Origin of the sequence: Vibrio proteolyticus NBRC 13287 (assembly GCF_000467125.1) — a bacterium.
Classification (GTDB): domain Bacteria; phylum Pseudomonadota; class Gammaproteobacteria; order Enterobacterales; family Vibrionaceae; genus Vibrio; species Vibrio proteolyticus.
In genome coordinates, this window is sequence record NZ_BATJ01000005.1 from 107,345 (window position 1) to 131,671 (window position 24,327).

A 24,327-nucleotide genomic window follows, 5' to 3' on the forward strand; every position below is an offset into this window, starting at 1 on the left:
TCAGGATGCCGCCCGAAACAAAGGCAGGACATCACTGAGAGAGCGCCCTGTCGCACGAGTCGTCGCGGCCTGACATTCCGCCAGAATAGACAGTGCGATGGTTTCTGGCAGCTCAGCGCCGATATCTAATCCGGCAGGGCCAGATAGCGTAGCCGATAACTCATCGTGCAAAATACCTGCTAGGCTCATCACTTTGTCACGTCGGTTGGTTGGGCCGAGTAACGCCAGATATTTGAGGGGGACCCCCGCCATCGCGGCCAGCGCCTCAGCGTCCAAGCTCACGTTGTGACTCATTAGTATCGCCGCCTGCACATTATGATCACGGCAATGAGCTGGCAATTCACTGGCCTGGCCGCTGAGCCGATGGGCAAGATGGGGAAAGTACTCCATCCGTCCGTTGGCTGGTCTGGGATCCCACAATGTAACCTGCCACCCAAGCAGATGGGCCATCTGCGCGACGGGCCTGGCATCTATGCCACCACCAACGAGCAAGACATGCAGCGGGGCATCTATCGGCGTACACAGCCAGACGCCGTCTTCTTGCTCGATTAATGTGGCTCCCGTACGTTGATGTTCCTCCGGCATCGCTTCAGTCATAAAACGCGCAGCCACGTCTTTTCTCGACACCTTTTGAAAGTAATGGCCTTTGTGGTGCTGCTGCAGTGCCACCAGCACCAAAGGCAAATCAAGATAACCATTTTCGGCCGTCAGGGGCTGCAACAGAATATGAACCGTGCCGCCACAACCAATGCCTAACTGAAAGGCAAGATCGTCTTCGTCGCTGCCGTCGTAGGTCAGTGTGACGGGCGCCTGATTAAGCATCACCTTACGTGCGTGTAGGTGAATATCAGATTCAAGGCACCCTCCACTGAGCATTCCCAATTGGTGTCCGGCGTCACTGAACAGCATCATGGCGCCAGATTTACGATAAGCCGGACCTTCGGTTTTGTACACCGTGCCCAGAACCCAGTTGGCTTCGTCTTTAAGACGAAGCCATTGGGTCAGCAAATACAACAAATGATTGGACATCGTTTTCACCTGTAGTCATTGTGCTGAAAGAGTCAAACTAAACTCAAATCAGAAACAGCTTACGCCGACGCCAGTTTCAGCGGCAGTACATTCAGGCGTTGCCCGGTGATCGCTGCCACGGCATTTGCCACCGCTGGTGCGATTGGCGGCACACCCGGCTCACCGACACCCGTCGGAGCTTCAGCAGAAGGCACAATATGCACCTCAACTTCCGGCATCTGGTTCATTCGTAGTACCTGATAATTGTGGAAGTTCGACTGTTCCACCACTCCACCTTCACCCAGAGTAATCTCACTGATCAAGGTTGGAGACAGACCAAAACCGATCCCGCCTTCCATTTGCGCGGCGATCACATCCGGGTTGACGGCCACACCGCAATCAACCGCACACACCACCTTATCGACGGAAATCTGACCATTTTTCACAGACACCTGCGCCACCTGTGCTACAAACGTACTGAACGATTCATGTACGGCGACGCCCATGCCCGTCCCTTCTGGCAGGCTCTTACCCCATCCTGCTTTCTCGGCGGCCAGTTTGAGCACACCCTGCCAGCGAGGATGTTTGTCCAGTAATTTCATGCGCATTTCAACCGGGTCTTTACCCGCTTTAACCGCCAGCTCATCAATCATAGTTTCGACAGCAAATGCTGTATGGGTACTCCCCACTGAGCGCCACCATTGCACGGTTGGGCCTTCTTTAACCGTGGTAAGTTCAAGCTTCAGATTAGGAATCGCGTATGGATTGTTGGATGCCCCTTCCACTGACGTCGCATCAATTCCGTCTTTGACCATAAACGATTCAAAGGCGGTATTGGCCAGAATCGATTGGCCGACAATATGCTGATGCCAGGCCGTGATGTTGCCTTCAGCATCCAGACCCGCCTGGACGCGATGCACGTACGCCGGACGGTAGTAGCCAACCTGGGTATCGTCTTCCCGGCTCCACACCATCTTCACCGGAATGCCCTTCTTCTGCTTGGCAATCTCAACCGTTTCAATCAGATAATCGGAATGCGGATTCGCTCGACGGCCAAAGCTGCCGCCCGCTAACAACATATGCAATGTGACTTGCTCTGGTTTGATACCCAGCACTTTCGCAATGTTCATCTGATCAACCGTCTGGAACTGTTCGCCATTCCAGATTTCGCATCCCTGATCCGTGACTTGAGCAACGCAGTTCATCGGCTCCATAGGAGAATGCGATAGGAAAGGAAACTCATAGGTCGTATCAATAACGGTCTCAGCCTGCGCCAATGCACCCGCCGCATCGCCATCATTTCGAGCCACAATGCCGTTCTCCTTCGACAGCGTTTTATACTCGGTCATGATTTGCGCTGAGCTCTTAGTGAACGCGCCGCTCTCATCCCAGCTAACTTGCAGCAAGTCGCGGCCTTTTTTTGCACTCCAGTAGTCTTTGGCCAGCACCGCTACGCCTGTGGGAATGGTCAGAACATCCACCACACCCGGAGACGCTTTTGCCGCCGTCGAATCCAGCGTTTTCAGCTTGGCACCGAATTTTGGTGCATGCAGAATCATGGCAGTTAACATCCCGGGGAACTTAATGTCCTGTGTGAAAATCGCCGTTCCGTCATTTTTGCCGATATCTTTGCGGCTGACTTTCTGTTTACCAATAAATACGAATTGCTCGGGCGTTTTTAGCATCACACTGGCTTCATCCGGCATGGGCTGAGCTGCCGCATCCTCAGCCAGTTCACCAAACTGAGCCTTGTTGCTGCCATGAGTAACAACACCCGCTTTCACCTGTATTTCAGATGCAGGCACACCCCAGCGCTTCGCCGCGGCGGCGACTAACATAGCTTTCGCAACCGCGCCAGCGGTACGCATTTGCATGTATGAGTTGGCGATGGCAGTACTGCCGCCGGTGCCTTGCATCGGGCCCCAAAGCGTATTGTTGTAACGTTTGGCATCGGCTGGCGCACCTTCGGCCACCATCTGATCCCAACTCGCATCCAGCTCTTCTGCGACCAAAGTCGTCAGGCCGGTATAAGTACCCTGACCCATTTCAACGTGTTTGATCATCACGGTAACTTTGTTGTCTGTCCCGATACGCACAAACGCATTGGGTTCAAACGGCGCCTTCGCGGCCTCATCCGCGCGAGCATTGAGTGACAAAGGTAAAGAGAACCCCAATGTTAACCCCGCACCGACACCACCCATCAATTTTAGAAATTTACGGCGGCCGGGTACAACCTCATCCACCGCTGATGAAAAGGACATTCTACGCATGATTGTTCACTCCCTTATCAAACGGCTTTGAGTTGCGTTGCTGCGTCTTTAATCGCCTGGCGAATACGCACGTAAGTTGCACAACGACAGATATTGCCCGACATGGCAGCATCAATGTCGGAGTCTGTCGGATTCGGGTTGCTCTCCAGCAGAGCAACCGCAGACATAATTTGCCCCGACTGACAGTAACCACACTGCGGTACCTGCAGTTCATCCCAGGCTTGTTGCACCACTTTTGCGGCACGACTTTCCACGCCTTCTATGGTGGTGATCTTCTGACCAACAGCAGCCTGAATTGGCGTCACACAGGAACGAATCGGCTGACCATTCAAGTGCACAGTGCAAGCGCCGCACTGCGCCATACCGCAGCCGAATTTGGTCCCGGTCATATCAAGATGATCACGAACAGCCCATAGAATGGGCGTGTCTGGCGATGCGTCGATTTCTCTATCGACACCGTTCACATTCAAAGTAACTGACATGGAGCTTCTCCTGCTCTCTTTATATTGAATTGGCGTGCGATATCCCGCTCAGGTGATGGAGATTGCCGCACGTTGTATAGATAGTTTTATTGCTCATCACTAGCTATAGAGAAAATTATAGAAGTACGCGGATGATGTGTTAGACAGAAAATCCAAATTGTTTGCCTAATGTTCCAGAAAACCAAAAAACGTGGCAGAACGACCAATTAGCAAGCATTCTGGCGGCGATGGCGTTGTCATTAAATAAATTGAGGATTTATAAACACAGCACCCCTAGATGCGCGTGGAGCGAGATTTTTATACGTATAAAGAACGAAATACATTCAAATTTGTCATCAACGTCAGAATAATGGCTGCGTCAAAAACACTGAACACATACCTTACTGAAATTATTGACAAAATTTATTTTCATTTAAAGCGTATATGGTTATCGAAAAATGAATCAATAAGTGATACCTTGCACAACTTGCAGTAAAAATATGGATCAATATCACATATACGGACATGGTTTACTTTGGCTACAAAATAATAAATCAAGGTATATCAAACATATGTTTATCAAGAATCTTTCGATAGCGAAAAAGATTTCTTTTTCATTCCTGATCATTGCACTTATTAATATCGTTTTCGGCGTATTTTTATCTTCGGAACTCAAAAGCATCAAAGTTGAGCTGCTTAACTACACCGACGACACGTTACCAGCCGTTGAACGTGTCGACGCCATCAGAGACGATCTTTCCCGCTGGCGACGTTCGCAATTTGTGGTGTACACATTTGATGATCCAGAGAAAATACGCAATCAAATCTCTCGTAACCTTCGTAAACGTCAGGAAATTGCACGTGAATTAGAGTCATACGGTCAAACTGTCTGGCCTGGTGAAGAGCAACAGACCTATCAACAGGTCATGCGCTACCTAGAGACGTACCTGAGCACCATGGACCGATACAACGATACAATGTTGGCCAACGACAAAAGCAAAGCACAACCTATCCTTGCCTCTTCTTTGCCTGCTTTTGAAGCGGTTGATGCTGAACTCGGTAAGTTGATCAAGATCCTGAAACAGGCGATGGACAACAACCGGAATAATATCCTCAAGTCTATCAATGATCTGAGTTCTTCATCCATCATCAGCAATGTGGTGATTCTGCTGATCATGGTCGCAATGACATACCTGTTGACCCGTCTGATCTGTGGGCCATTAAAACTGGTGGTCGAGCAGGCAAACTCCATTGCTACCGGCGATCTGTCCAATGACATTAACCGTCAGGCCATCGGCAACGACGAACTGGGCGAACTGGCTGACGCCACCAGTAAAATGCAGGACGATTTACGTCAGGTAATCGACAATGTGATCGCCGCGGTTACGCAACTGAGCAGTGCCGTTGAGGAAATGACACAAATTTCCGATATTTCCGCGTCGGGGATGAAAGATCAGCAACTGCAAATCACGCACATCGCCACAGCCATGACAGAAATGAAAGCCGCGGTAGAAGACGTTGCCCGTAATACGGAAGAATCCGCCAACCAGGCGAGCGAAGCTAACCAGCGCACCCAACACGGTGTTCAGGTGACTCAGCATATGGTGGATACCATCGAAGACGTCGCCAACGTAATTGGTAATGCCGGTGACACCGTGACGGAACTTGAACTGCAATCGAGTAAGATCAACGTCATCGTTGACGTTATCCGTGATATCGCCGATCAAACCAACCTATTGGCGCTCAACGCAGCGATTGAAGCAGCACGAGCAGGTGACTCTGGCCGCGGCTTTGCTGTGGTTGCCGACGAAGTCAGAACGTTAGCGGGCCGCACGCAGCATTCCACCAGTGAAATTACGACCATCATTGAGCAGTTGCAATCACTGGCAAAAGAAGCCAAATCGGCCACTGAACTCTCACGCAGCAGCATCACCGAATGCGCGCAGCAAGGCGTTCAGTCTAAGCAGTTGATGGGTGAAATCGAACGTTCCATTTCCGACATTTCAGATATGGGCAGCCAGATCGCAACCGCATGTAATCAACAAGATTCCGTTGCCGACGAGTTAAGCCGCAGTATCGAAAACATTCACTTCGCTTCGCAAGAAGTGTCACAAGGCTCACAGCAAACCGCCCAGGCTTGCCGCGAACTAAGCCAGCTCTCTGTCTCACTTCAGGAAGTGATGGGCCGCTTCAAGCTCAAATAACACTTTCGATGCTCCGGCCTGGCCGGAGCATCAACCCAGAGCGATTCCGCTCAATATAGATACCCATTCAAGAAAACCAATACACCTGCGTATGGAGACTTTATGCGCTTTAAAAAAACTTTGCTCTCATTCTCAATTGCCACCGCAACACTTATCGCCATGCCTGCGAACAGCGCCCCACAACACCTAGTCAGTGCGGATATTCAACAAGAAGACATTCAGGCAACGAACGCCTGGCTGGAGATTAACCTCGGGCAGTTTCGTGAGAATATTGAGCAATTTAAGTCTCACATGAACAGCCATACAAAAATTTGTGCTGTGATGAAAGCAGACGCTTACGGCAATGGCATTCAAGGCCTGATGCCAACGATTATTGAACAGCAGATCCCGTGTGTGGCTATCGCCAGCAATGCAGAAGCAAAAGCAGTGCGCGACAGTGGCTTCGAAGGCCAATTGATGCGTGTGCGCTCAGCCAGCCTTGGAGAAATCAAAGACGCTCTTCATCTCAATGTCGAAGAGCTGATCGGCAGCGCGGCGCAAGCCAACGCGCTGACCAAACTGGCTAAGACCTCAGGTCAAACAATCAAAGTTCACCTGTCACTCAACGATGGCGGTATGGGCCGTAATGGCGTTGACATGACCACCGAAGACGGCAAGCAAGAAGCTCAAAAAATCGCCAGCTCTACAGGCATACGCATTGTTGGTATCATGACCCACTTCCCGAACTATGACGCCGATGATGTAAGACGGAAACTGGCGTCGTTTAAAGAGAGTTCTGCGTGGCTGATTGAGCACTCTCCCCTTCAACGCGATGACATTTTGCTGCACGTCGCAAACTCGTACACAGCGTTAAATGTACCAGAAGCACAGCTGGATATGGTGCGCCCGGGTGGCGTTCTGTACGGCGACCTGCCGACCAATCTGGAATACCCTTCGATTGTGTCGTTCAAAACTCGTGTGGCGTCTCTGCATCACCTGCCAGAAAACAGCACCGTTGGCTATGACAGCAGCTTTACCACCACTCAAGAGAGCCTGATGGCTAATATCCCGGTCGGCTACTCTGATGGCTACCCTCGCAAAATGGGCAACAAAGCGGAAGTCATCATCAATGGTCAGCGCGCGCAAGTCGCCGGTGTGGCCTCAATGAACACCACCATGGTCGATGTTTCCAACATCAAAGGAGTCAAGCCTGGTAGTGAAGTCGTACTGTTTGGCAGCTCGAAAGGCCAAACCATCTCTGCCGCAGAAATGGAAAATAGCGCCGAAGTTATCTTCCCGGAGCTTTACACCATTTGGGGCAATGCCAACCCAAGAATCTACGTAAAATAAGTGTTGGGCAGATAAAACAAAGCGAGCCTTTTGGCTCGCTTTATGTTTATTACGCTGTTGCAGGTTCAGATTGAATCTTGTGCTGAATTTGGTGAATACCCAACTTCGACCTGCAAGCTTAATCAGGCTAAACGCGTTCGACTAACCCAAATTTTTTAAAAAAGTCCGATAAATCTAACGTGGCTAAGTCTTTAAACTCACCCGCATCGTAAAAACGTCCTTTACACGTCGGGCAACTTTCAAACCAAATATGCGGCTGCTTTGGATCCACCAGGCGCAATAACTGATTGTTCGGGCACACTGGGCAATTGATACGGTCTATGGCGTTAAAGGCTTTACCCACTTCTTCATCCCCCGAATCAATTACCTCTGCCAGAGGTTTCATTGCTTCGACTTCATAAGCGTCAATCCACAACCCCTTGCACTCAGTACAACGTTCCACATCACCCAACGGGGTTTGCAGCTGTTCGAAATCAGAATGACATTTTGGACACTTCATATTTATTCCTTGTTGATCCAGTTATATTTAATTGAGTAAAGCAAGCAGCGTCAGAACTGTGTATCACCACTGAACATAAGGCATTATACTCATTGTTTTTCTTTGTACGGCGTATAAATAACAAATTAATCATTTAATGAAGAATATCATTATTATGATGCCATCCAAATAACTACTTAACAACATTAACAACCGAATAATCAGATACTTATTACAATTTGATTAGTGTGTGGATACTTGATAAACGTCACATCTACTCATAAGAAACTATTGATTATTTTGAAAATAAACCACCTATCTATTAGTATTTACGAAAAATCATCCCCCCAAAAAAATTAAAAGGTATATGAATGAATCTCAACTGGATTAACAAAATCCTATTTGGGGTGAGCTTGTTATTTATCAGCGCCAGTGCATTGGCAAAACAGCCTCAGGATCCCTACGTAGAATTCGTCAAAATGGACTTTTCTCCAAAGGTTCAAGACCTTGTCGCCCGTGTATTATCTGAGCAGTATTCAGTCTCTCAGTCTTCTATGGAAACGTTTGTAAAAGAAAACGTGTTTACTGAAGAATTAGAGACTGCACTCATAGCGCGTTACCAAGAGGTTGTGACTCGGGATGAAATGACAAAAATGGTTGATATTAAGCGCTCTGACTCTTGTCAAAAGATGCTGACTGACCCAAATATCTTTGAATTCTTATCAACGAACGTCCTTACCCCGGGTGTCACCGATGACCTTTTAGTCTGTCTTGACAAGTTTCATAGCCTGTCAGGTGGTAAAGAAAAGCTCATCAAAATGACTGAGGCAAAATCCGAGATATTCCAACAAATACTTAAGAAGCATCAACCAGCTTTTAAGCAACTGATCAAGCCTGGTTTTATCTTGGCTGTGGCGAAGAAGATGAACGAACAAGCACCTGTTCAGGTCGATGATGCGCAACGTCTGGACAAAGCGACCGTCCTGAATAATACGTTAGAGATTCAATTTACCTATTTAGATACATTCGCTAAAGATGATTGGTTGGATATTGATTCTGAATTACTGAAATCTAATGTTTGCTCAAGCCTGTCAAGCATCCTGGATACTGGCGCATCGATCAGATACGTCTGGTTTAATCTGAACAAAACCTTTATCACATCGAAAACATACCAACCGAAAGACTGTGTTAGCTCTGATAGTTAAGTGAACAAAAAAGCGAACCGTCAGGTTCGCTTTTTTGTTTCAGGCTGACGCTTCATACCGACTCTTTTGCCCGCGCGATGGCCGCTTCAATCGCAGATTTAGCTTGCGGGCTATTTTTCCAACACGTCGTTCTCAACATCGAAGCCACTCTGTCAGCAATCTCGTCTGCGCGATAAGTGGCAAGCTCTGACAGTGAATCAATACCGATCTCCTCGAATCGTTTGACTACCGTCGGCCCCACTCCTTTTACCGCTAACAGCGCTTGTCGTTCTGAATCTGAAAATGCCATATATTCTCCCAAAAACTAGCGTTATCACTGTGTGCCAAATGCTTTCGCAGACGCCATCATGTGGTTGATAGAATCAATTAAACGCTCGGCTTTATCCAAGCGCCGAGTATAGAAACGTTTTACGATATGATGTTCATCATTTTTCAACTGTACTATGTACCAGTCACGTTTGCTGTAAAGCTCTAAACGGGATAATGAGTTGAAGTAGTAACGTGTCGAGACATCCAGTGTTTTAAGGTTTATCGACGAGAACACTAATTGTGAATTCACAACACCACTGCTTAGTGAGTGACCCTTAACCTCAATTCCGTCTGCTAACCCTAAATAGTCTTTAGTAATCACAACGCCTTCTGGCCGATATTTTAACGGCTGTTCCATAACCACCTGTTCGATGATCTTTGCTGCTAATTCATCACTTTGAACTAACTGGGCTGAATATGGAATCGAGGTTGCAGTACAACCACTTAGTAAAAGGAAGGAAAGTAACAAAAAGCGTTGAATCACCTCAAATGCCTCTACTGTGTTCACTCATATACAACTGGTCAGCGCAACGATTTGCTTTCAAAACGCAGGTTATCACTTTTGATCCAAGATGCTCACAACCGGCCACCATTGTGCCACCTCACTCTATATGCAACAACACAAGTATATTAATAGTTAGATGTTTATCATGCTCTTATGCTTTTCAAAACGATGGTAACAAGATCAAAACAGCGAGCCTCTTTGCTCGCCTTTGAACGCGTTTCTGGATGAATTGCAGTAGCTCACAATCACAGACTCTCGAGCCGTTGACCGATTATGTTATCTTCAACAAAACCGCGCCACGTTAATTATAGGAGAATAGTATCAATAACTAACAGGATATGAGACGTAAATTGAGCCATTAACTCTCTAATATAGAGATAAATTATTTATTTTTTGTGAGGTTTTTTCGTTCAAGCTTCTCCATTTTAAGAGGGGACTCTCAATCCTAAACCGATACTTTTGTATTGTACAATAGAGAAAGTCAGCGACTTATCTAGTTGTTTATACTTTATTCATTTATAAAATATGTCATGTAGTGTGGATTAACTTCAACAAAATTCACTTGTTACTATCCCCCTATTGGTAAATAAATTTTCAATATTTTTAATAAAAAGTAGAAAGTGTCGCCATATAGATAAATAGTTTACTAAAGAGGATTTGAAGAGAACCAATGACGTACCGACTATCTATAATTATGTTATCTACTTTTACGTTTTACACCTACGCTTCTGATTTTGACCTTGAAAAATCTAACATTACAAACGAGGATATATTTTCTCCATATATCATTAACTCCAATTCAAACATGGTACCATCTGGCAATTCGGGGAGTTATATAAAGCCTCATAGTATGTCAATTACAGATAGTGGCAAGTACGTACTATTTCATAATACCTTACCTAGAATACCACTTGCGGATGATAGTTTAGATGGTGGATATTTCCTAAAGAACACAGAAACAAACCAAACAACACGATTGGGACAACCAGCAAGTTTAGCTTACAATGTCAAAATGATAAATCCTTCCATGTCCTCTAACGGTAGATACATTGGCTTTACATATACCGAAAACTCGAGGGATTATAACGGCGTCATATGGGACAGATTAGAAGACAAACTACTGAATGCAAAATACCCTGATGAAATGGAAGGAAAATGTATAAATAAGCAAACCCATTTCAACATTTATCCTATTAATGAAAACTTTTCGTATTATGAATATACTTGCGACACAGGAAACAAGTTAAAAAACGATAAAGAAAAAGTCGTCGGAATAACCGACATACAAAACAAATCCTCTAGAGTAATTAACATTGATATAGACGGAGATTTAGCAAACATATGGTTATCTCCATCAAGAGTTATTTCTAACGATGGACGTTATCTAACGTATACATCAACGGAGCAAATGGACATCAATAATATTTATGATGATAAAAATAAAGAAATAGCCATATACCTATATGATAGAATAAAACATAAATCTATAAAAATAAAGTCGAACAAAACAGACTTTATCCATCAACCTAGCAATTTTTATTCATCTATTAGCCCTGATGGAAAGTTCCTGATATATCCGGCAAAAAAACCAGAAAATCCTGAAAAAAACATAGAATTTACAGAAAGTACATACCTATCATTATATAATATTGATACAGGAATTTCTGAATATGTAAAAGGACCAGATGACAAACTTATTCATAGTGTTATGAGCCCAACCATATCAAACAATGGTGAAAGCATCGCTTTCTTATCAAAAAGTGAAGAATATAACACTGCTGTGAGTTATGGCCCTAAAGGTCCTCAGGCATATTATTATGATCGCATCAATGAAAAAATACTCCACGTAAGTATTTCACAAATTACTGGAGAAAGTGTCACTTCATCAGACGCCCTCGTATACGGTAATGGTAAAGGCATCTTATGGGCATCTTCATCAGGTTTAGTAGACCAAAGAGAGAGTGGAACTAAGCATTTATATACTTTAGGAAAGCCTATTATTCCTGAGATATGTAAGCCTTACTTAGATAATTTAGATGTTCGGAGCAATTTACCATTTTGATGGTGAGCTTGATACGTACTATTGAATGAGATTATTGTTTGTTGCTACTACGGCTATTTTAGCCTTAGCGCAACTTGATAAATTCAAGGCCAAAAGAGTCGCTATTAGCGGCTCTTAATTATTATAGAGTTCTAACTTCTCAAGAATAACATATACGTGCAACTGTTTAATATTGTAACTTTCATGATTTGTAATGTATTATGCCCAACTACACAAACTAAGAAATGGACACAAGTCGGATATCTATTTCATTAGAAGTCCACTATCGAATTGATTACTATCGTTATCTGCATGAGATTGTTGCTGAAAAACTCCGGCCGATTTCAGTCAGTGATGAAGCACTGTCGAAAGCTATTTACATTTTCGAAGGTGACTCAGTGACTACCATAGCTTTATCCTAAACGCTTGACTCAAACAGCTTCTTGATAAAAAACCGGAATGTGGAAATGTTTGAAAGGAGAGTTTTGATGGCGGTAAAACATGTGTTGTTTTGTACGCAATAAAGAGGCCACGTCATTTAGCCAAATTGTTATAATACAAAAATGGTCCCCTTAGTCGTCACCATTCAGATGAAACTAACATGCACACCTGTCTGCAGTGTTCAATGCAGAGCATTTAAGACGAAAAAAAGCGAGCACTAAGCTCGCTTTCAAACATATGATTTCAATAACTACTACAGCAGTTCAACTGATTGTCGGGCGATAACGTACTCTTCGTTGGTTGGGATAACCATCGCCACAGCGCCCAGCAGCTCGGATTGAGCAATAATGCCAGCGCTGCCAAAGCGTGCCTCTTCGTTGCCCTTCTCATCTTCCACAAAGCCCAATAGTTTGAGGTTGTTGAGAATTTCGCGGCGAATTGGCAACGAGTTCTCACCGATACCGCCCGTAAAGATGATAGCGTCCAGGCTGTCGAGCGGAATCAGGTATGAACCAATGTATTTAGCAACACGATACGTGAAGACTTCGAACGCCAGTTTCGCGCCCTCATGTCCCTGCTCCATCGCTTCTAGAATCCCACGTGCATCAGACGTCAGGCCCGACACCCCGAGGAAACCTGACTTTTTATTCAGCGCTTCAAACACCTGCTCCTGACTCCAGCCTTTCTTCATCAGAAATTCGATGATCCCAGGATCCAGGTCACCAGAGCGAGTCCCCATCATCAAGCCAGCCAGCGGCGTAAAGCCCATCGACGTGTCAACAGACTGGCCATCGCGTATAGCACATACCGAGGCGCCATTACCCAAGTGGACAGAAATAAAGTTCGATTCCTCAGCCTTCTTGCCCAACATTTTAGCCGCTTCACGGCTGACGTAATAATGGCTAGTGCCGTGGAAACCGTATCGGCGGATCCCATACTGTTCATACAGTTCATGCGCAATTGCACCAGTGAACGCCTTGCGAGGCATAGTTTGGTGGAATGCGGTATCGAACACTGCGAATTGAGGCAGCTCAGGGAACGCCTGCATCGACGCCTGGATACCCTTCGCACCTGCCGGGTTGTGGAGCGGAGCAAGATCAGACAGGCTCTTAATTTCAGCCAGCACCTTATCATCAATACGAACAGTCGAAGTGAATTTTTCCCCGCCATGAACGATACGGTGACCAACGGCAACTATATCTTTGCTGAACCCTAATGTGTCCATCAGGTCAACGATTCGGTTAATGGCGTGCTGGTGGTGATTGTCAGGGGCGGTAATCGCCTCTTCGGTTTTGTCACCGTCGTATTTCCAACTAATCACCGCTTCTGGCAGACCAAAGCATTCGCCAAGCCCACTGATGATGGCGTCACCGGTTTGAGAATCGATCACTGCGAATTTCAGCGAAGAGCTACCAGAGTTGATGACCAGCACGAACTTATTAGACATGAATTATGTATCCTGTTTCAGACTGAGGGTCGAAGTGTTTCACTTCTTGTTTGTATTGATCCATTATTCAATAATTTTTGAATCTTTCAACTTTGTTTTAATTTTTATTTTCTCTCAAACGAAATTTTCTTGATCTACAGCAAGCAGCGATTTTTTTTATCCAATGAAATATATCGGTGATCACAACGAATGCCCGAACGGTATGCCCGGAGTGGCAACAAAAAACGTATCGTTACCACCCCGTTTGATTAGTCCCAGATCAGCACTATGGTTTCACGCCGGGCAAACATTTCCATGTGCTGCTCAAGCACCTGTTTGAGCATTGCCAGTTGCTTGTCGTCTTCCGCTTCACAAAAAATACTCAGCGTGCTGCGCTTCTCATCGACTTCCATTCTGGCCGTACCAACCGGGAAATGAACTATGCCCTGCCATTCGTCCCATTGTGCATGCACTTTACGTGCAAAATGGCGACACAACACCACCAAATACTTACTGACATGTTCAGAGTGAACGTGAGTTTTTGCATGTAACATGATTTTCTCCAAATGCGGTAGCTCAACGCCAAAAGGCTTGCCAAAAAATGGCAAGCCTGAGCCGAAAAAGGATGATTAGAACTGATAAGCCGCTGAGAGCTTGACGTTACGTCCCGGTTCGTAGTCGTCGGTATTAAGACCACGCGCCAGGCCCGTCCGCGAAGCATGTGACACATAGGCCTCGTCAAAAATATTGTCGATTCCAAAAGTGACAGACAAGTTCTGCGCTTGTGAAGGCAACCATTGTACATACAGGTTGTGGACATTGTAGCCGTCTTTGTCTGCGGTTCCTTCCAAAACGTTGTCTTCATCCAGCACCACAATTGAGGTCCAGCCGAAAATGGTATCAATCGAATCCGCCTGATAATCCAGTGTCAGCGCAATGGAGTCGCCCATGTCTGAACTGCGTTCATTCTCCAGAACCGGACCGCCATTGGTTTTGTCTTTGTTATCCGACTTGGCATAAGAAAGCTTCGAATTAAACTGTTTATATCCATAAGAAGCACTGAACTCAAAGCCTTTGTACTCTGCATCCCCTTGGTTGACTATAGTGTAACCAGCCCCGTTCCATTCCTCAGCGTGATAATCGTCAATGTCCGTTCTGAACAGCGTCAGACTAGAACTGATGAAGTGATCATCAATACGTTTGTTAAAGCGCACACCGCCTTGCGTATTCAAACCGGTTTCCGCTTTGATGTTGTCATCCAGATAGGTCGTGGTCTGATAACGGACAAAGGTTTCCAGTAATTCCGGACCTTTAAACAAGCTGCGCGTGCTGGCAAATAAGGTCCAGTCTGAGTTGATATTCCATTCTGTCGCCAGCGCCCAGGTCATATCGTCGAAACTGTCTGTGCCCGTTTCGGCTTCACGTTTGTAGTCGTCAAAACGCAAGCCCGCTGTCACGCTCCAGTTGTCCAGCAGATACACTTTGTCTTCGACAAACACCGCCGTCGAAATTGCGCTCTCATCCATGTATTTCTTGCCACCGTATTTACTGGTGCTGTTTTTGTTCATGTAATCCAGGCCATATGTCACGTGGTTACTCAGGCCAATAAGGCTAACATCCGAATGGAACGTCGCGTTAACCCCGGTATTGCGGTTGGTGGCGGTGTTGCGCGACGCACGCCCCATGCGTTCCCAACCCGTTTTGCTCTCATCACGATCGATTTCGGTTTGACTGCTGTACACCACCACTTTGCCATTGTGATGTTGCTTATTAAGCGCATAACTTAAAGTGACCGTGTCACGGTCATAATCGGTGGGAATCAGCAATTCACCGCTGAGTCCTTCGTTTGCACCACCGTTCATGTCCGGACGCGGGCTGTAATCACCGCTGTCGCGATAAAGGTCATAGGAGAGTTCAAAACGGTGGTCCATTGAAGGTTCAAACCCGATTTTGCCGAGAATGTTGTATACATCACCAGCTGCACCGAAGGTCTCTTCACCATTGCCATCTTTAAAGTTTTTATGTTCAACGTAATGACCATAAATCATGGCGTCGACGCGGTCGCTTAACTGGCCAAAGGCCGTTAGCGATCCCTGTTGGTTGTCATTGGTTGCGTAACCACCAAACACCCGGGCACCAAAACGTTCGTTGTATCGCAACAAATCCTTGGCATTTTTGGTTTCGAAATAGACCGCCCCGCCCAGGCCATTCTGAGTCACGGAGTTGTTGCCAACTTCAACATCGACCGATTTGAGAATGTCCGGATTGAGCGTCAGGTTGCCAATATGATGAAACATATTGGCATGTTGAGATGCCCCATCAAGACGAATATCCAAGTCGGTTTCCCCTAAACCACGAATGTTAATTCGTTGGTTGACCGAGTGAGTACCACCGACATCAACCCCGGGAATATCGCGTAACAAGTCAGACATGTGATCCGCTTGTTTTACCGACATATCTTCCGCCCCCAGTGACTCTGAGTTACTCGAGACTTTGGTTCCCCATACAACGACTTCATCAAACTGAGTGTTTTCCTCTGCAACAGCCGGAGCCGCCAACATCATGCTGATCACTAAACCCAGTAAGGTTCTTTTATGAGGTGTAGTTTTAACCCTTTTCATGAAATTTATCCCACAAATACAAATGATAACAATTCGCAATTATGATAAGTTTCATTACTATTAACGGGAAGATGAATAGGTTATGCGAGATCGCATAGCTGTTATGAAGAAAGCGCAATATGACCAATAGTGAAGTTCGCGGTACTAGACTGCATAAGATCGCCTTGACCAAAAAAGTCCACCATGACGAAAAACAGCTGATCGTCAGTCAGTCGGCCAATGGCAGTAATCCCATTGCTGAAGGGCACTTCTTCTCTTATCAATGCGACCAGGCCTTCGCGTTACATGGTGGTAACAGCTATGAACTGATGAACTCTCAGGTGGTTTCCACGGCACCACCGGCTGTGATTGTCACCCTGTTGTTGGAGGGTAAGCTCGATTTCGGTTACGACGATCTGGCATTCAAACTGGAAGCGGATCAGCGACCGCAAGGCGTTATGGTCAACCTGGCTAAAGCCGCGAATTTTCGCCGGGCACTGCAGGCCAACGTCCATGTCGTCAAAGTGAATATGATGTTTCATCCTCACTGGATTCAGACCAAACTTGGCCTTCCATGCGGCATGGACTGTTTCCTTGAGCATCACAAAAATCATCTGAATATTCGCATGACACCAGAAATCATCCGGCTTGCAGGAGAGCTGATTGCTCTGCCCTCACCGAAAAGTTTTATTGAGCGTATGAAGATGGAGAGCCTCACTTATCAGCTCATGGCGCATATTTGCCAGCAATCCGAAGCCGGAACAATCCATCAGTGTCACTGCGCACAAACGGCAAATCAGTATGGCGAGCTTGAAGACATGATCAGTTACATCGAAACACACCTGAGTGCCCCCCTCAATCTGGAACAACTGGCGCAGCAGTTTTCGATGAGCGTATCGAATCTGCAACGTCGCTTTAAGCAACAACTCGGTATGACAGTGAATCTGTATATTCGTCAGCGGCGGCTGGAGATCGCCAAGCAGCATCTGGAAAGTGGTTTGGTCACGATCACCGAAGCGGCCTACGATGCGGGCTACCAGCACCCGTCCAACTTTACCATCGCCTTTAAAAAAGCATTTGGACAGCCACCCACGGCTTTTGTAAAACTTTGAACTCTTAGCACGGCAGGAGTAGAATCGGGGCAGATATCGCATTGCGGAGAGCAGTATGAACATTGGGGAAGTCGCCAAACTGACCGGTTTATCCAGTAAATCGATTCGTCTTTACGAAGAAAAAGGCTTAATCGCGCCACCACTTCGCAGTGAGTCTGGTTATCGTGAATACTCCAAACTGCAAATTCAGCAGCTCAACCTGATTTCACGCGCGAAAAACGCCGGCTTTTCATTGGCAGAGTGTAAAGACTTCGTGCACCTGGCCGAAGACCCACATCGACAAAGTCGTGATGTGAAAAGCCGGACCGAAGAAAAGCTCAAAGAAATCGAAGTGAAAATCCGCGAATTAACGGAAATTAAAAAACAACTCAAAAACTGGGTATCCGCTTGCCCGGGCGATTCAGGCAGCCAGTGCCCGATTATTGAAGACCTGACCAAATAAAGCAAAACAGCCGCTCAATGAGCGGCTGTTTTTCGTTAATGGTAAGTACACATACGTTTACCGTCCAGCTCTAAAACATTGAACGGCGTTTCGTAGATGTCACTGAGCACCTTCTCGTCAATCACCTCGTCTACACGTCCACCAGCCACCACTTTGCCGTGTTTCAGTGCCAGAATGATGTCTGAGTAACAAGAAGCAAAGTTGATATCGTGAATCACAACCACTACGGCTTTGTTCATCTCGTGCGCCAAACGCTGAATGGTGCGCATGATCTGGAGCGAGTGTTTGATATCGAGATTGTTCAGCGGCTCATCGAGGAAAACGTAGTCAGTGTCCTGAGCAATCACCATCGCAATGAACGCCATTTGTCGCTGGCCGCCACTCAACTCATCCAGGTACTTGTGTTGAATGGCTTGCAGATCCAGATACGCGATTGCCTGTTCGATGATAGATTCATCCTCTGCGGTCAGTTTGCCTTTCGAATATGGGAAACGCCCAAACGAGACCATTTCCCTCACAGTAAAACGCATGGTAATGGTATTGGCCTGGCGTAGCACCGACAGCCGTTTTGCCAACGCCTGGGTGTTCCACTCCGCCAGCTCTTTGCCGTCGATCACCACCGACCCCGCATCTCGGGGAAGCAGTCGGCTCGCCATAGACAATAAGGTACTTTTTCCGGCTCCATTCGGGCCGATAATAGAGGTAACTTTGCCTTTTTCAAAGTTAGCGCTGGCCTCACTCACCACCGCTTGTTGACCAAACATTTTGGTCAGTTTTTCCAGTTTAATCATAACTATAAAATTTTATTGCGGATCAGCATCGATAAGAAATAGACGCCACCGATAAAGTTAATCACGACGCTGAGCGTGGTTGAAAATGCAAACAGGTTTTCGACAATCCATTGCCCACTCAGCAACGCAGCGACCGATAACATTGAACACCCGACCAGCAGAACGCGATGCTGAAAAGCGTTAAAAAACTCACGAGTCAGGTTGGTCACCAACAAACCAAAGAACATAATCGGCCCCACCAAAGCGGTCGAAACGGCAATCAGAATGGCCGATAACATCAGCACCCGTTTAGTTGTGCCTTCCACGTCAACACCCAGACTCACCGCATTGTCTTTATCGAGCCAGAAAACATCCAGCGTCCGGTGCATTCGGTAAAGCAACCCGCTAACCACCACCAGAATCGGCATACACAGATACACCAGATCCACTTTGACGTTGTTAAAGCTGGCAAACATGTTGGCTTGCACCGACGCAAAATCATTCGGATCCATCAGCATGATGAAAAATGACGAAATGTTGGAGAACAACTGACCCAGGATCACGCCCAGAAGCAACAATGCAATCAGGTTACGCTGCTGTTTCTGGAAATAAAACCAGAACAGCACTAACGAGAATCCCAGCATCATTGCCACAGACAAACCGAAGTTAAGGTATGCATTGAGCGCATAAGCACTCATGCCGCCAAAAGTGGCCACCACCAACACCTGTGTAAACAGGTACAGCGCGTCAAAGCCCATAATGCTTGGAGTGAGAATGCGGTTGTTCGTGATGGTCTGAAACGCCATTGACGACAGCGCAATCGCGGTTCCGGCTAACACCATTGCCAAGACTTTAGGCACCCGACGGGACAGAAAATATTGATAGTTATCCGCATTTAAGCCAATGGCAACAAACAGCGTCGCGAACACCAGTGCGATCGCCAGCAGGCCGATAAGTTTGTATTTATCTTGCATGTTGCTGACCTCGCAGGATAAACACGATAAACACTCCGCCGCCGAGGATACTGATGATCATGGAAATCGGCACTTCGTATGGAAAAATCAGCGTTCGGCCAACCAAATCACACACCAGCACAATCAGAGCGCCCAGAATCGCGGTCAACGGAATGTTACGACGTAGATTGTCGCCAAAATAAAGGCTCACTAAATTGGGTACTATCAACCCAAGGAAAGGCAATTGTCCGACAATCATCACTACTGTCGCGGCCATCACCGACACCAGCATCACACCGATTACGAGCACCTGCTGATAGTTCAGCCCCAGATTGATGGCAAAGTCTTTTCCCATCCCCACCGCAGAAATACGAGCCGCATAAAGGTAACTGAACACCGCTACTGGCAAAGCGATGTAGAGCAACTCATAATCGCCCTGAAGCAGGTTGGCAAAATTGGCCACCGCCCACCCGGACAGGTTTTGAATCGCATCGTATTTATAAGCGATAAAGCTGGCTAACGAGTCCACCACATTACCGAAAATTATCCCGATCAACGGCACAAACACGGCGTTTTTGAACTGAACGCGCTGGATAAACTGGACGAACACCAGCGTTCCGGCCATTGCGACCAAAAAGATCAGCCATAATTGATTTCCGTCCCCGAAGATCACCAGACTGAGCACATAACCCAGCATGGCGCACTCAATGGTGCCGGAGGTTGAAGGGGCCGCAAAGCGGTTCTGACTGATCTGCTGCATAATAAGACCAGCAATGCTCAACCCTGCCCCCGCGAGCAATATGGCCAACAAACGTGGAACGCGGCTGTAAACAAGAAGCTGCCACGCGGCAGCTTCTCCCTGAATCAGTTGTGTTACGCTCAACTCTCCGACACCGACAAACAGGGACGCAGCGCTGAGCAACAGCAAAACAAGCAATAACTTTTTCAAAGCTAACCTCTGCTTGAATTTGGCTTACATCATGCCAACAGACTGTTTCACATCGGAGATCATCTGTTCAGTGGCCGTCACACCAGAAATCGCCAGATACCAGGCATTCAGATCCAAAAACGTCATGTGCTTGTTCTGGTAAGCTTTGGTCGCTTTGATCAGGTCATTTTCAAACTCTTCTCGGGTGTGGCTCTTACCTTTGTTGACCAGCTTATCGCGGTCAATGATAAGCAAAGTTGTTGGATCAGCTTTGCGAATGTATTCGTAAGAAACAAGGTCGCCATGACGGCTGGCTTTAATGCCTTCCACGGTTGGTTTAAAACCAAAATCTTTGTAAATAGCAGAGAAGCGAGACTGCTCGCCAAACGTCGTGATGTTGCCCCCCGAGCTCATGACCGTCAGGGCATCAATGTTGTTGTTCTGGTTGTAGCTACGAATCGAGTGAAACTCTTTGTCCAGCGCATCGATTTTTTGCTCCACTTGCTCGCTCTTGCCAAACACCTTACCCAGGTTTCGCCACTGCTCCTGAGTCGATTCCCAGTAGCCTTTTTTATCATCGGCTGCAAAGACAATGGTCGGGGCGATTTTTTTCAGCTCATCAAAGCTGGTAGCCGCACGTGACCCGATGACGATCAAGTCCGGCTTTTGCATGTAGATGGTTTCAAAATCCGGTTCAAACAAACTGCCAGCCGACGCATATTTGCTGTCATCGTACTTCGCCAAATACGCGGGCAGTGTCGTGGCTTTTGCTACCGCGACTGGCTCGACGCCCAGACTGTCTACAGCATCAAGAGCACCGATGCCAATCACGACAACGCGCTGAGGGTTCTGCTCCAGCGTGGTACTGCCCATTTCATGGGTAACGGTCACCGGTGCCGCCGACACTGTGAATGAAGCCAGCACCCCTAACGTGAAGATTCCGAACGAAGTTTTCATGATATACGCCTTATTAATGAGAATCATTATTATTTTGATTAGCGCAATATAGCGGCTATTATACTGCTGATCAACAAGCAATTTATTTTTCTCGCATTGGCATATAATCATTCTTAAGCCATACTTCATAAGGGTTGTAGTTGTACCGGGGTGGTACCATGGATAAAGTAGAGTTTGAGAAACTGCTCACCGAAGTGGATGACCTGACCATCTCTCAAAAAATGGAACTGGTAGAGAAACTAAGATACCAGGGACACCAAATCGATTACTTCAGTGATCTGATTACCCAGGAAGAGCTTGATATGTTGATGGAGCAATCAGACAGCCCATCAAAAAAGAGACAGAGTGAACAGATGAAATAAAAAAGCCAGTCGCAAGACTGGCTTTTTTACGTTCAGAAGAAATCGATGGAATTTCGGCCGCTGTTCTCGTCTCGACTCGGCTTGGACTTCTGCTCTTTTGGCGCGGTTTTACTGTTGGCTTTTTTGCCAGACTTGTCACCTGCCCGTTTGTGCTTTTTCTCTGCAACAGGCTTAGCTGCCTTTGACGCTGGCTGTTTGGCCTTAGGTTCTGGCTCACTTACCGGCGCATCGCACAATACAACGTAGTATTCCTGATTGAATTCAAAGAAATCACCATCGTACAGCTTGCGGCGCTTGCGTGTTTCCAGCTCGCCGTTGACCGCAACATAACCTTCTGCGATGGCATGTTTGGCTTCACCGCCGCCACTCACCAGGTTGGCGATCTTCATTACTTTGTACAGCTCTATCGGCTGAGCAGAAACCTCAATGCCCTCGGCCTCGATTTCAATTTCCTGCTCATGTTGCTCGTTCAATTCTGTTGTCATAACAAACCTGACTTTGTTTTCGTTGCCGCAGTGTACCGCTATTATCAGGCAGGATACAGTTTTCTCAACATACGCCGGCGTGAAAAGCGCGTTGTGCGATTTCTGCCGCCAAACAACCACCACCTTTCTAGCAAGGTATCCGTTTGATACGCTTAAGAGTGCTTATCTGCGAAGCGCTCAACCCGTCAGACAACGGCGGACACCATCGAATCAGGATTGAAACGCCGGTCGGGCTGACACACATTCAAACCACTTTGCTATGTGCGTAAAGCGGTTCAGCACTTCAATGTTCAACCCCTTCATCGCAAACCCGATAAAGATATAGCTTGTGATATCCACGATGGTGAAGTGTTCACCAGCCACATATGAGCTTTCCGCCAAGCGTTGATCCAGTTGTGGCAAGAACGCCTCAACCCTGGCCTTCGATTCTACGCCCCACGCTTCCACACAATGCTCCCGGTCTTTATACATACCTGTCAGGTTGCGAAACGCCTGAAAACCAGCCACCAACCCTTGAAACTCAACCACTCGATGCCACATCTCCACCTGCGCTTTTTCCAGTGCGTTGCGACCAAACAACGCGTGGTCATTCGGAGTCACTTCATCGAAATAACGGCAGATAGCGACACTTTCACATACGGTCGTACCGTCATCCAGTTCCAGCAAAGGCACCTTACCATTCACACACTTGCGTAGAAATTCGTCCGTCAGATTTTCTCCTTCACGCACATTAACCTGAACTCGTGGCACATCAACTCCCAGCTCTCTAAGAAACAGGGAGACGCGTCGGCAACTCGGGGTCATTTCAGTTTCATAAATTTTCATGTCACTTCCTTATATGACTTTTTCAGAACGATCGTTTAGATTACAATCTAGATAATTTCTAAACGTTCAGTCAAGAATTATTTTAGTCAGGAATTCATCTCTGCATGGCACGAAAAAGTAACTTTGACCGGCAAGAAAAACTGCTGGAAGCAATGGAATTGTTTTGGCAACGAGGCTACGCCAATACAGCCATCTCCGATTTGGTCGATACCCTAAAAATCAACCGCTTCAGTCTGTACAACACATTTGGTGACAAGCAGTCGTTGTACTACGAAGCGCTCGATGCGTACCTTAACAGTGTCTCGTTCCCGTCCGCACAAACTTTGGACACTTCCGACGCTGACTGGACAGAGCTGAGAACGTTCCTGATCAGTTTTGCCAAACTACAGCGCCGCCGACCTTGTGGTTGTTTCATGCAAAATGCACTGGTGGAGCATGCTGGCCAGGACGACCAGGTTCTCAGTAAAGGGCATCATCTGTTCGACTTTCTGTTGCAACGCATCGAATGTGCGCTGCACAACGGGCAAAAGAACGCGAAAGTGCGGGACGATCTCTCCTCACATCAGTTGGCCTGCCTGATACTTAACCAGATGCAGGGAATGCGGGTGCTCGGTAAGGCAAAGCGTTACCAGGATCTCGATAATGCGTTAGAATGCCTGCTGTTGTTAGTCGAGAACCCGAACTATGAGCGACATTAAAGCCTACGCCATCCGACTCACCCGAGGGGATGATCTGAAACAGGCAATCCAACGTCTTGTAGTTCAGCGTCACATCCAGGCGGGCAGTATCGCATCTTGCGTGGGCAGTTTATCGCAATTGCATGTGAGACTGGCGGGCGCCGAACAGAACATGCGACGGTGTGAATCTTATGAAATCGTATCACTGATGGGCACACTGACCCCTCAACATCAGCATCTTCACATCAGTGTTTCTGACGTTAACGGTCAGGTATGGGGAGGGCATGTCCTCGACGGATGCCTCATTGATACGACCGCAGAGCTGATCATTCATTATTATCCAGATTACGTTTTTGACAGAGAAGACGATAAGACAACAGGATACAGTGAGCTATCTATCAAAAACGTCAGCTCGCCCCAGTAAATCTCTAAAAATTAAGTTATTTTTTATAAATTGTCGCCTAACTAAAGTACCATGCTTCATAAATGTTTCATCGACAGCCGTTATGTTACTCAGACCTCAAACTTATTTAGTCTAT

At 46.8% G+C, this 24,327-nt stretch carries 24 protein-coding genes; 9 read left to right on the forward strand and 15 right to left on the reverse strand.

Annotation, left to right across the window (positions count from 1 at the left end):
• Genes VPR01S_RS07885 through VPR01S_RS07895 form a run of 3 tightly spaced genes read right to left on the reverse strand, consistent with a single transcriptional unit; the run spans position 1 to position 3,760 of the window.
• Entirely contained in the window at positions 1 to 1,029 is a 1,029-nt protein-coding gene (locus VPR01S_RS07885) for an XdhC family protein (RefSeq protein ID WP_021704782.1), read from the reverse strand.
• A gap of 59 nt (positions 1,030 to 1,088) precedes the next feature.
• Positions 1,089 to 3,278 (reverse strand): xanthine dehydrogenase family protein molybdopterin-binding subunit, encoded by a 2,190-nt coding sequence (locus tag VPR01S_RS07890; protein WP_021704783.1) that lies wholly within the window; start codon positions 3,276 to 3,278, stop codon positions 1,089 to 1,091.
• Positions 3,279 to 3,295: 17 nt separating this feature from the next.
• Positions 3,296 to 3,760: a (2Fe-2S)-binding protein gene (locus tag VPR01S_RS07895; RefSeq protein ID WP_021704784.1), complete on the reverse strand. Its 465-nt coding sequence runs from the start codon at positions 3,758 to 3,760 to the stop codon at positions 3,296 to 3,298.
• A 551-nt stretch (positions 3,761 to 4,311) separates the two neighbouring features.
• On the opposite strand from VPR01S_RS07895, the gene VPR01S_RS07900 reads away from it, so the two are divergent.
• Together VPR01S_RS07900 and alr are read left to right on the forward strand one after the other, a co-directional pair.
• A complete protein-coding gene (locus tag VPR01S_RS07900; protein WP_021704786.1) occupies positions 4,312 to 5,943 on the forward strand; it encodes a methyl-accepting chemotaxis protein in 1,632 nt (543 codons plus the stop codon).
• A gap of 102 nt (positions 5,944 to 6,045) precedes the next feature.
• The gene (gene alr / locus VPR01S_RS07905) at positions 6,046 to 7,272 is read left to right on the forward strand and encodes an alanine racemase (protein ID WP_021704787.1); all 1,227 of its coding nucleotides are present in this window, start codon (positions 6,046 to 6,048) and stop codon (positions 7,270 to 7,272) included.
• Between the two features lie 127 nt (positions 7,273 to 7,399).
• Here alr and VPR01S_RS07910 read toward each other — a convergent pair whose 3' ends face one another.
• Complete coding sequence (locus tag VPR01S_RS07910; protein WP_021704788.1) at positions 7,400 to 7,771, reverse strand: zf-TFIIB domain-containing protein; 372 nt, start codon at positions 7,769 to 7,771, stop codon at positions 7,400 to 7,402.
• Positions 7,772 to 8,121: 350 nt separating this feature from the next.
• On the opposite strand from VPR01S_RS07910, the gene VPR01S_RS07915 reads away from it, so the two are divergent.
• Positions 8,122 to 8,955 carry a hypothetical protein gene (locus VPR01S_RS07915; RefSeq protein WP_021704789.1) on the forward strand — a complete coding sequence of 278 codons (834 nt, stop codon included), beginning with the start codon at positions 8,122 to 8,124 and terminating at the stop codon, positions 8,953 to 8,955.
• A gap of 52 nt (positions 8,956 to 9,007) precedes the next feature.
• Here the strand turns inward: VPR01S_RS07915 and VPR01S_RS07920 are convergent, their stop codons facing one another.
• Both VPR01S_RS07920 and VPR01S_RS07925 read right to left on the reverse strand, forming a co-directional pair.
• Positions 9,008 to 9,244 (reverse strand): hypothetical protein, encoded by a 237-nt coding sequence (locus tag VPR01S_RS07920; RefSeq protein ID WP_021704790.1) that lies wholly within the window; start codon positions 9,242 to 9,244, stop codon positions 9,008 to 9,010.
• Positions 9,245 to 9,268: 24 nt separating this feature from the next.
• The gene (locus VPR01S_RS07925; RefSeq protein ID WP_245580781.1) at positions 9,269 to 9,772 is read right to left on the reverse strand and encodes a sensor protein; all 504 of its coding nucleotides are present in this window, start codon (positions 9,770 to 9,772) and stop codon (positions 9,269 to 9,271) included.
• Between the two features lie 667 nt (positions 9,773 to 10,439).
• On the opposite strand from VPR01S_RS07925, the gene VPR01S_RS07930 reads away from it, so the two are divergent.
• On the forward strand, positions 10,440 to 11,831 hold the full coding sequence (locus VPR01S_RS07930) for a TolB-like translocation protein (protein WP_021704792.1): 1,392 nt from the start codon (positions 10,440 to 10,442) through the stop codon (positions 11,829 to 11,831).
• A gap of 673 nt (positions 11,832 to 12,504) precedes the next feature.
• Here VPR01S_RS07930 and VPR01S_RS07935 read toward each other — a convergent pair.
• The 3 genes from VPR01S_RS07935 to VPR01S_RS07945 form a co-directional block, all read right to left on the reverse strand.
• On the reverse strand, positions 12,505 to 13,698 hold the full coding sequence (locus VPR01S_RS07935; RefSeq protein ID WP_021704794.1) for an acetate/propionate family kinase: 1,194 nt from the start codon (positions 13,696 to 13,698) through the stop codon (positions 12,505 to 12,507).
• 248 nt (positions 13,699 to 13,946) lie between these two features.
• Positions 13,947 to 14,231: a DUF2218 domain-containing protein gene (locus VPR01S_RS07940; RefSeq protein WP_021704795.1), complete on the reverse strand. Its 285-nt coding sequence runs from the start codon at positions 14,229 to 14,231 to the stop codon at positions 13,947 to 13,949.
• 75 nt (positions 14,232 to 14,306) lie between these two features.
• Positions 14,307 to 16,298 carry a TonB-dependent siderophore receptor gene (locus VPR01S_RS07945; protein WP_021704796.1) on the reverse strand — a complete coding sequence of 664 codons (1,992 nt, stop codon included), beginning with the start codon at positions 16,296 to 16,298 and terminating at the stop codon, positions 14,307 to 14,309.
• Between the two features lie 119 nt (positions 16,299 to 16,417).
• Here VPR01S_RS07945 and VPR01S_RS07950 point away from each other — a divergent pair, with 119 nt between their 5' ends.
• On the forward strand, positions 16,418 to 17,389 hold the full coding sequence (locus VPR01S_RS07950; protein ID WP_021704797.1) for a helix-turn-helix transcriptional regulator: 972 nt from the start codon (positions 16,418 to 16,420) through the stop codon (positions 17,387 to 17,389).
• A gap of 55 nt (positions 17,390 to 17,444) precedes the next feature.
• Complete coding sequence (cueR, locus tag VPR01S_RS07955; RefSeq protein ID WP_021704798.1) at positions 17,445 to 17,831, forward strand: Cu(I)-responsive transcriptional regulator; 387 nt, start codon at positions 17,445 to 17,447, stop codon at positions 17,829 to 17,831.
• A 35-nt stretch (positions 17,832 to 17,866) separates the two neighbouring features.
• On the opposite strand, the gene vctC is transcribed toward cueR, so the two are convergent.
• Genes vctC through VPR01S_RS07975 form a run of 4 tightly spaced genes read right to left on the reverse strand, consistent with a single transcriptional unit; the run spans position 17,867 to position 21,439 of the window.
• Entirely contained in the window at positions 17,867 to 18,622 is a 756-nt protein-coding gene (vctC, locus tag VPR01S_RS07960) for an iron chelate ABC transporter ATP-binding protein VctC (protein WP_021704799.1), read from the reverse strand.
• Positions 18,623 to 18,624: 2 nt separating this feature from the next.
• The gene (vctG, locus tag VPR01S_RS07965) at positions 18,625 to 19,575 is read right to left on the reverse strand and encodes an iron chelate uptake ABC transporter permease subunit VctG (RefSeq protein WP_021704800.1); all 951 of its coding nucleotides are present in this window, start codon (positions 19,573 to 19,575) and stop codon (positions 18,625 to 18,627) included.
• On the reverse strand, positions 19,565 to 20,503 hold the full coding sequence (gene vctD / locus VPR01S_RS07970) for an iron chelate uptake ABC transporter permease subunit VctD (protein ID WP_021704801.1): 939 nt from the start codon (positions 20,501 to 20,503) through the stop codon (positions 19,565 to 19,567). Before vctD ends, vctG begins: the two co-directional genes overlap by 11 nt.
• 24 nt (positions 20,504 to 20,527) lie before the next feature.
• Positions 20,528 to 21,439 (reverse strand): siderophore ABC transporter substrate-binding protein, encoded by a 912-nt coding sequence (locus VPR01S_RS07975; protein WP_021704802.1) that lies wholly within the window; start codon positions 21,437 to 21,439, stop codon positions 20,528 to 20,530.
• Positions 21,440 to 21,597: 158 nt separating this feature from the next.
• Here VPR01S_RS07975 and VPR01S_RS07980 point away from each other — a divergent pair, with 158 nt between their 5' ends.
• Positions 21,598 to 21,801 carry a hypothetical protein gene (locus VPR01S_RS07980; protein ID WP_040902429.1) on the forward strand — a complete coding sequence of 68 codons (204 nt, stop codon included), beginning with the start codon at positions 21,598 to 21,600 and terminating at the stop codon, positions 21,799 to 21,801.
• Between the two features lie 32 nt (positions 21,802 to 21,833).
• Here the strand turns inward: VPR01S_RS07980 and VPR01S_RS07985 are convergent, their stop codons facing one another.
• Positions 21,834 to 22,286 (reverse strand): RNA-binding S4 domain-containing protein, encoded by a 453-nt coding sequence (locus VPR01S_RS07985; protein WP_021704804.1) that lies wholly within the window; start codon positions 22,284 to 22,286, stop codon positions 21,834 to 21,836.
• Between the two features lie 210 nt (positions 22,287 to 22,496).
• Entirely contained in the window at positions 22,497 to 23,111 is a 615-nt protein-coding gene (locus tag VPR01S_RS07990; protein WP_021704805.1) for a glutathione S-transferase, read from the reverse strand.
• Positions 23,112 to 23,215: 104 nt separating this feature from the next.
• On the opposite strand from VPR01S_RS07990, the gene VPR01S_RS07995 reads away from it, so the two are divergent.
• Together VPR01S_RS07995 and VPR01S_RS08000 are read left to right on the forward strand one after the other, a co-directional pair.
• Positions 23,216 to 23,809 (forward strand): TetR/AcrR family transcriptional regulator, encoded by a 594-nt coding sequence (locus VPR01S_RS07995; RefSeq protein WP_021704806.1) that lies wholly within the window; start codon positions 23,216 to 23,218, stop codon positions 23,807 to 23,809.
• Complete coding sequence (locus VPR01S_RS08000; protein ID WP_021704807.1) at positions 23,796 to 24,212, forward strand: PPC domain-containing DNA-binding protein; 417 nt, start codon at positions 23,796 to 23,798, stop codon at positions 24,210 to 24,212. Before VPR01S_RS07995 ends, VPR01S_RS08000 begins: the two co-directional genes overlap by 14 nt.
• Positions 24,213 to 24,327: the final 115 nt, after the last annotated feature.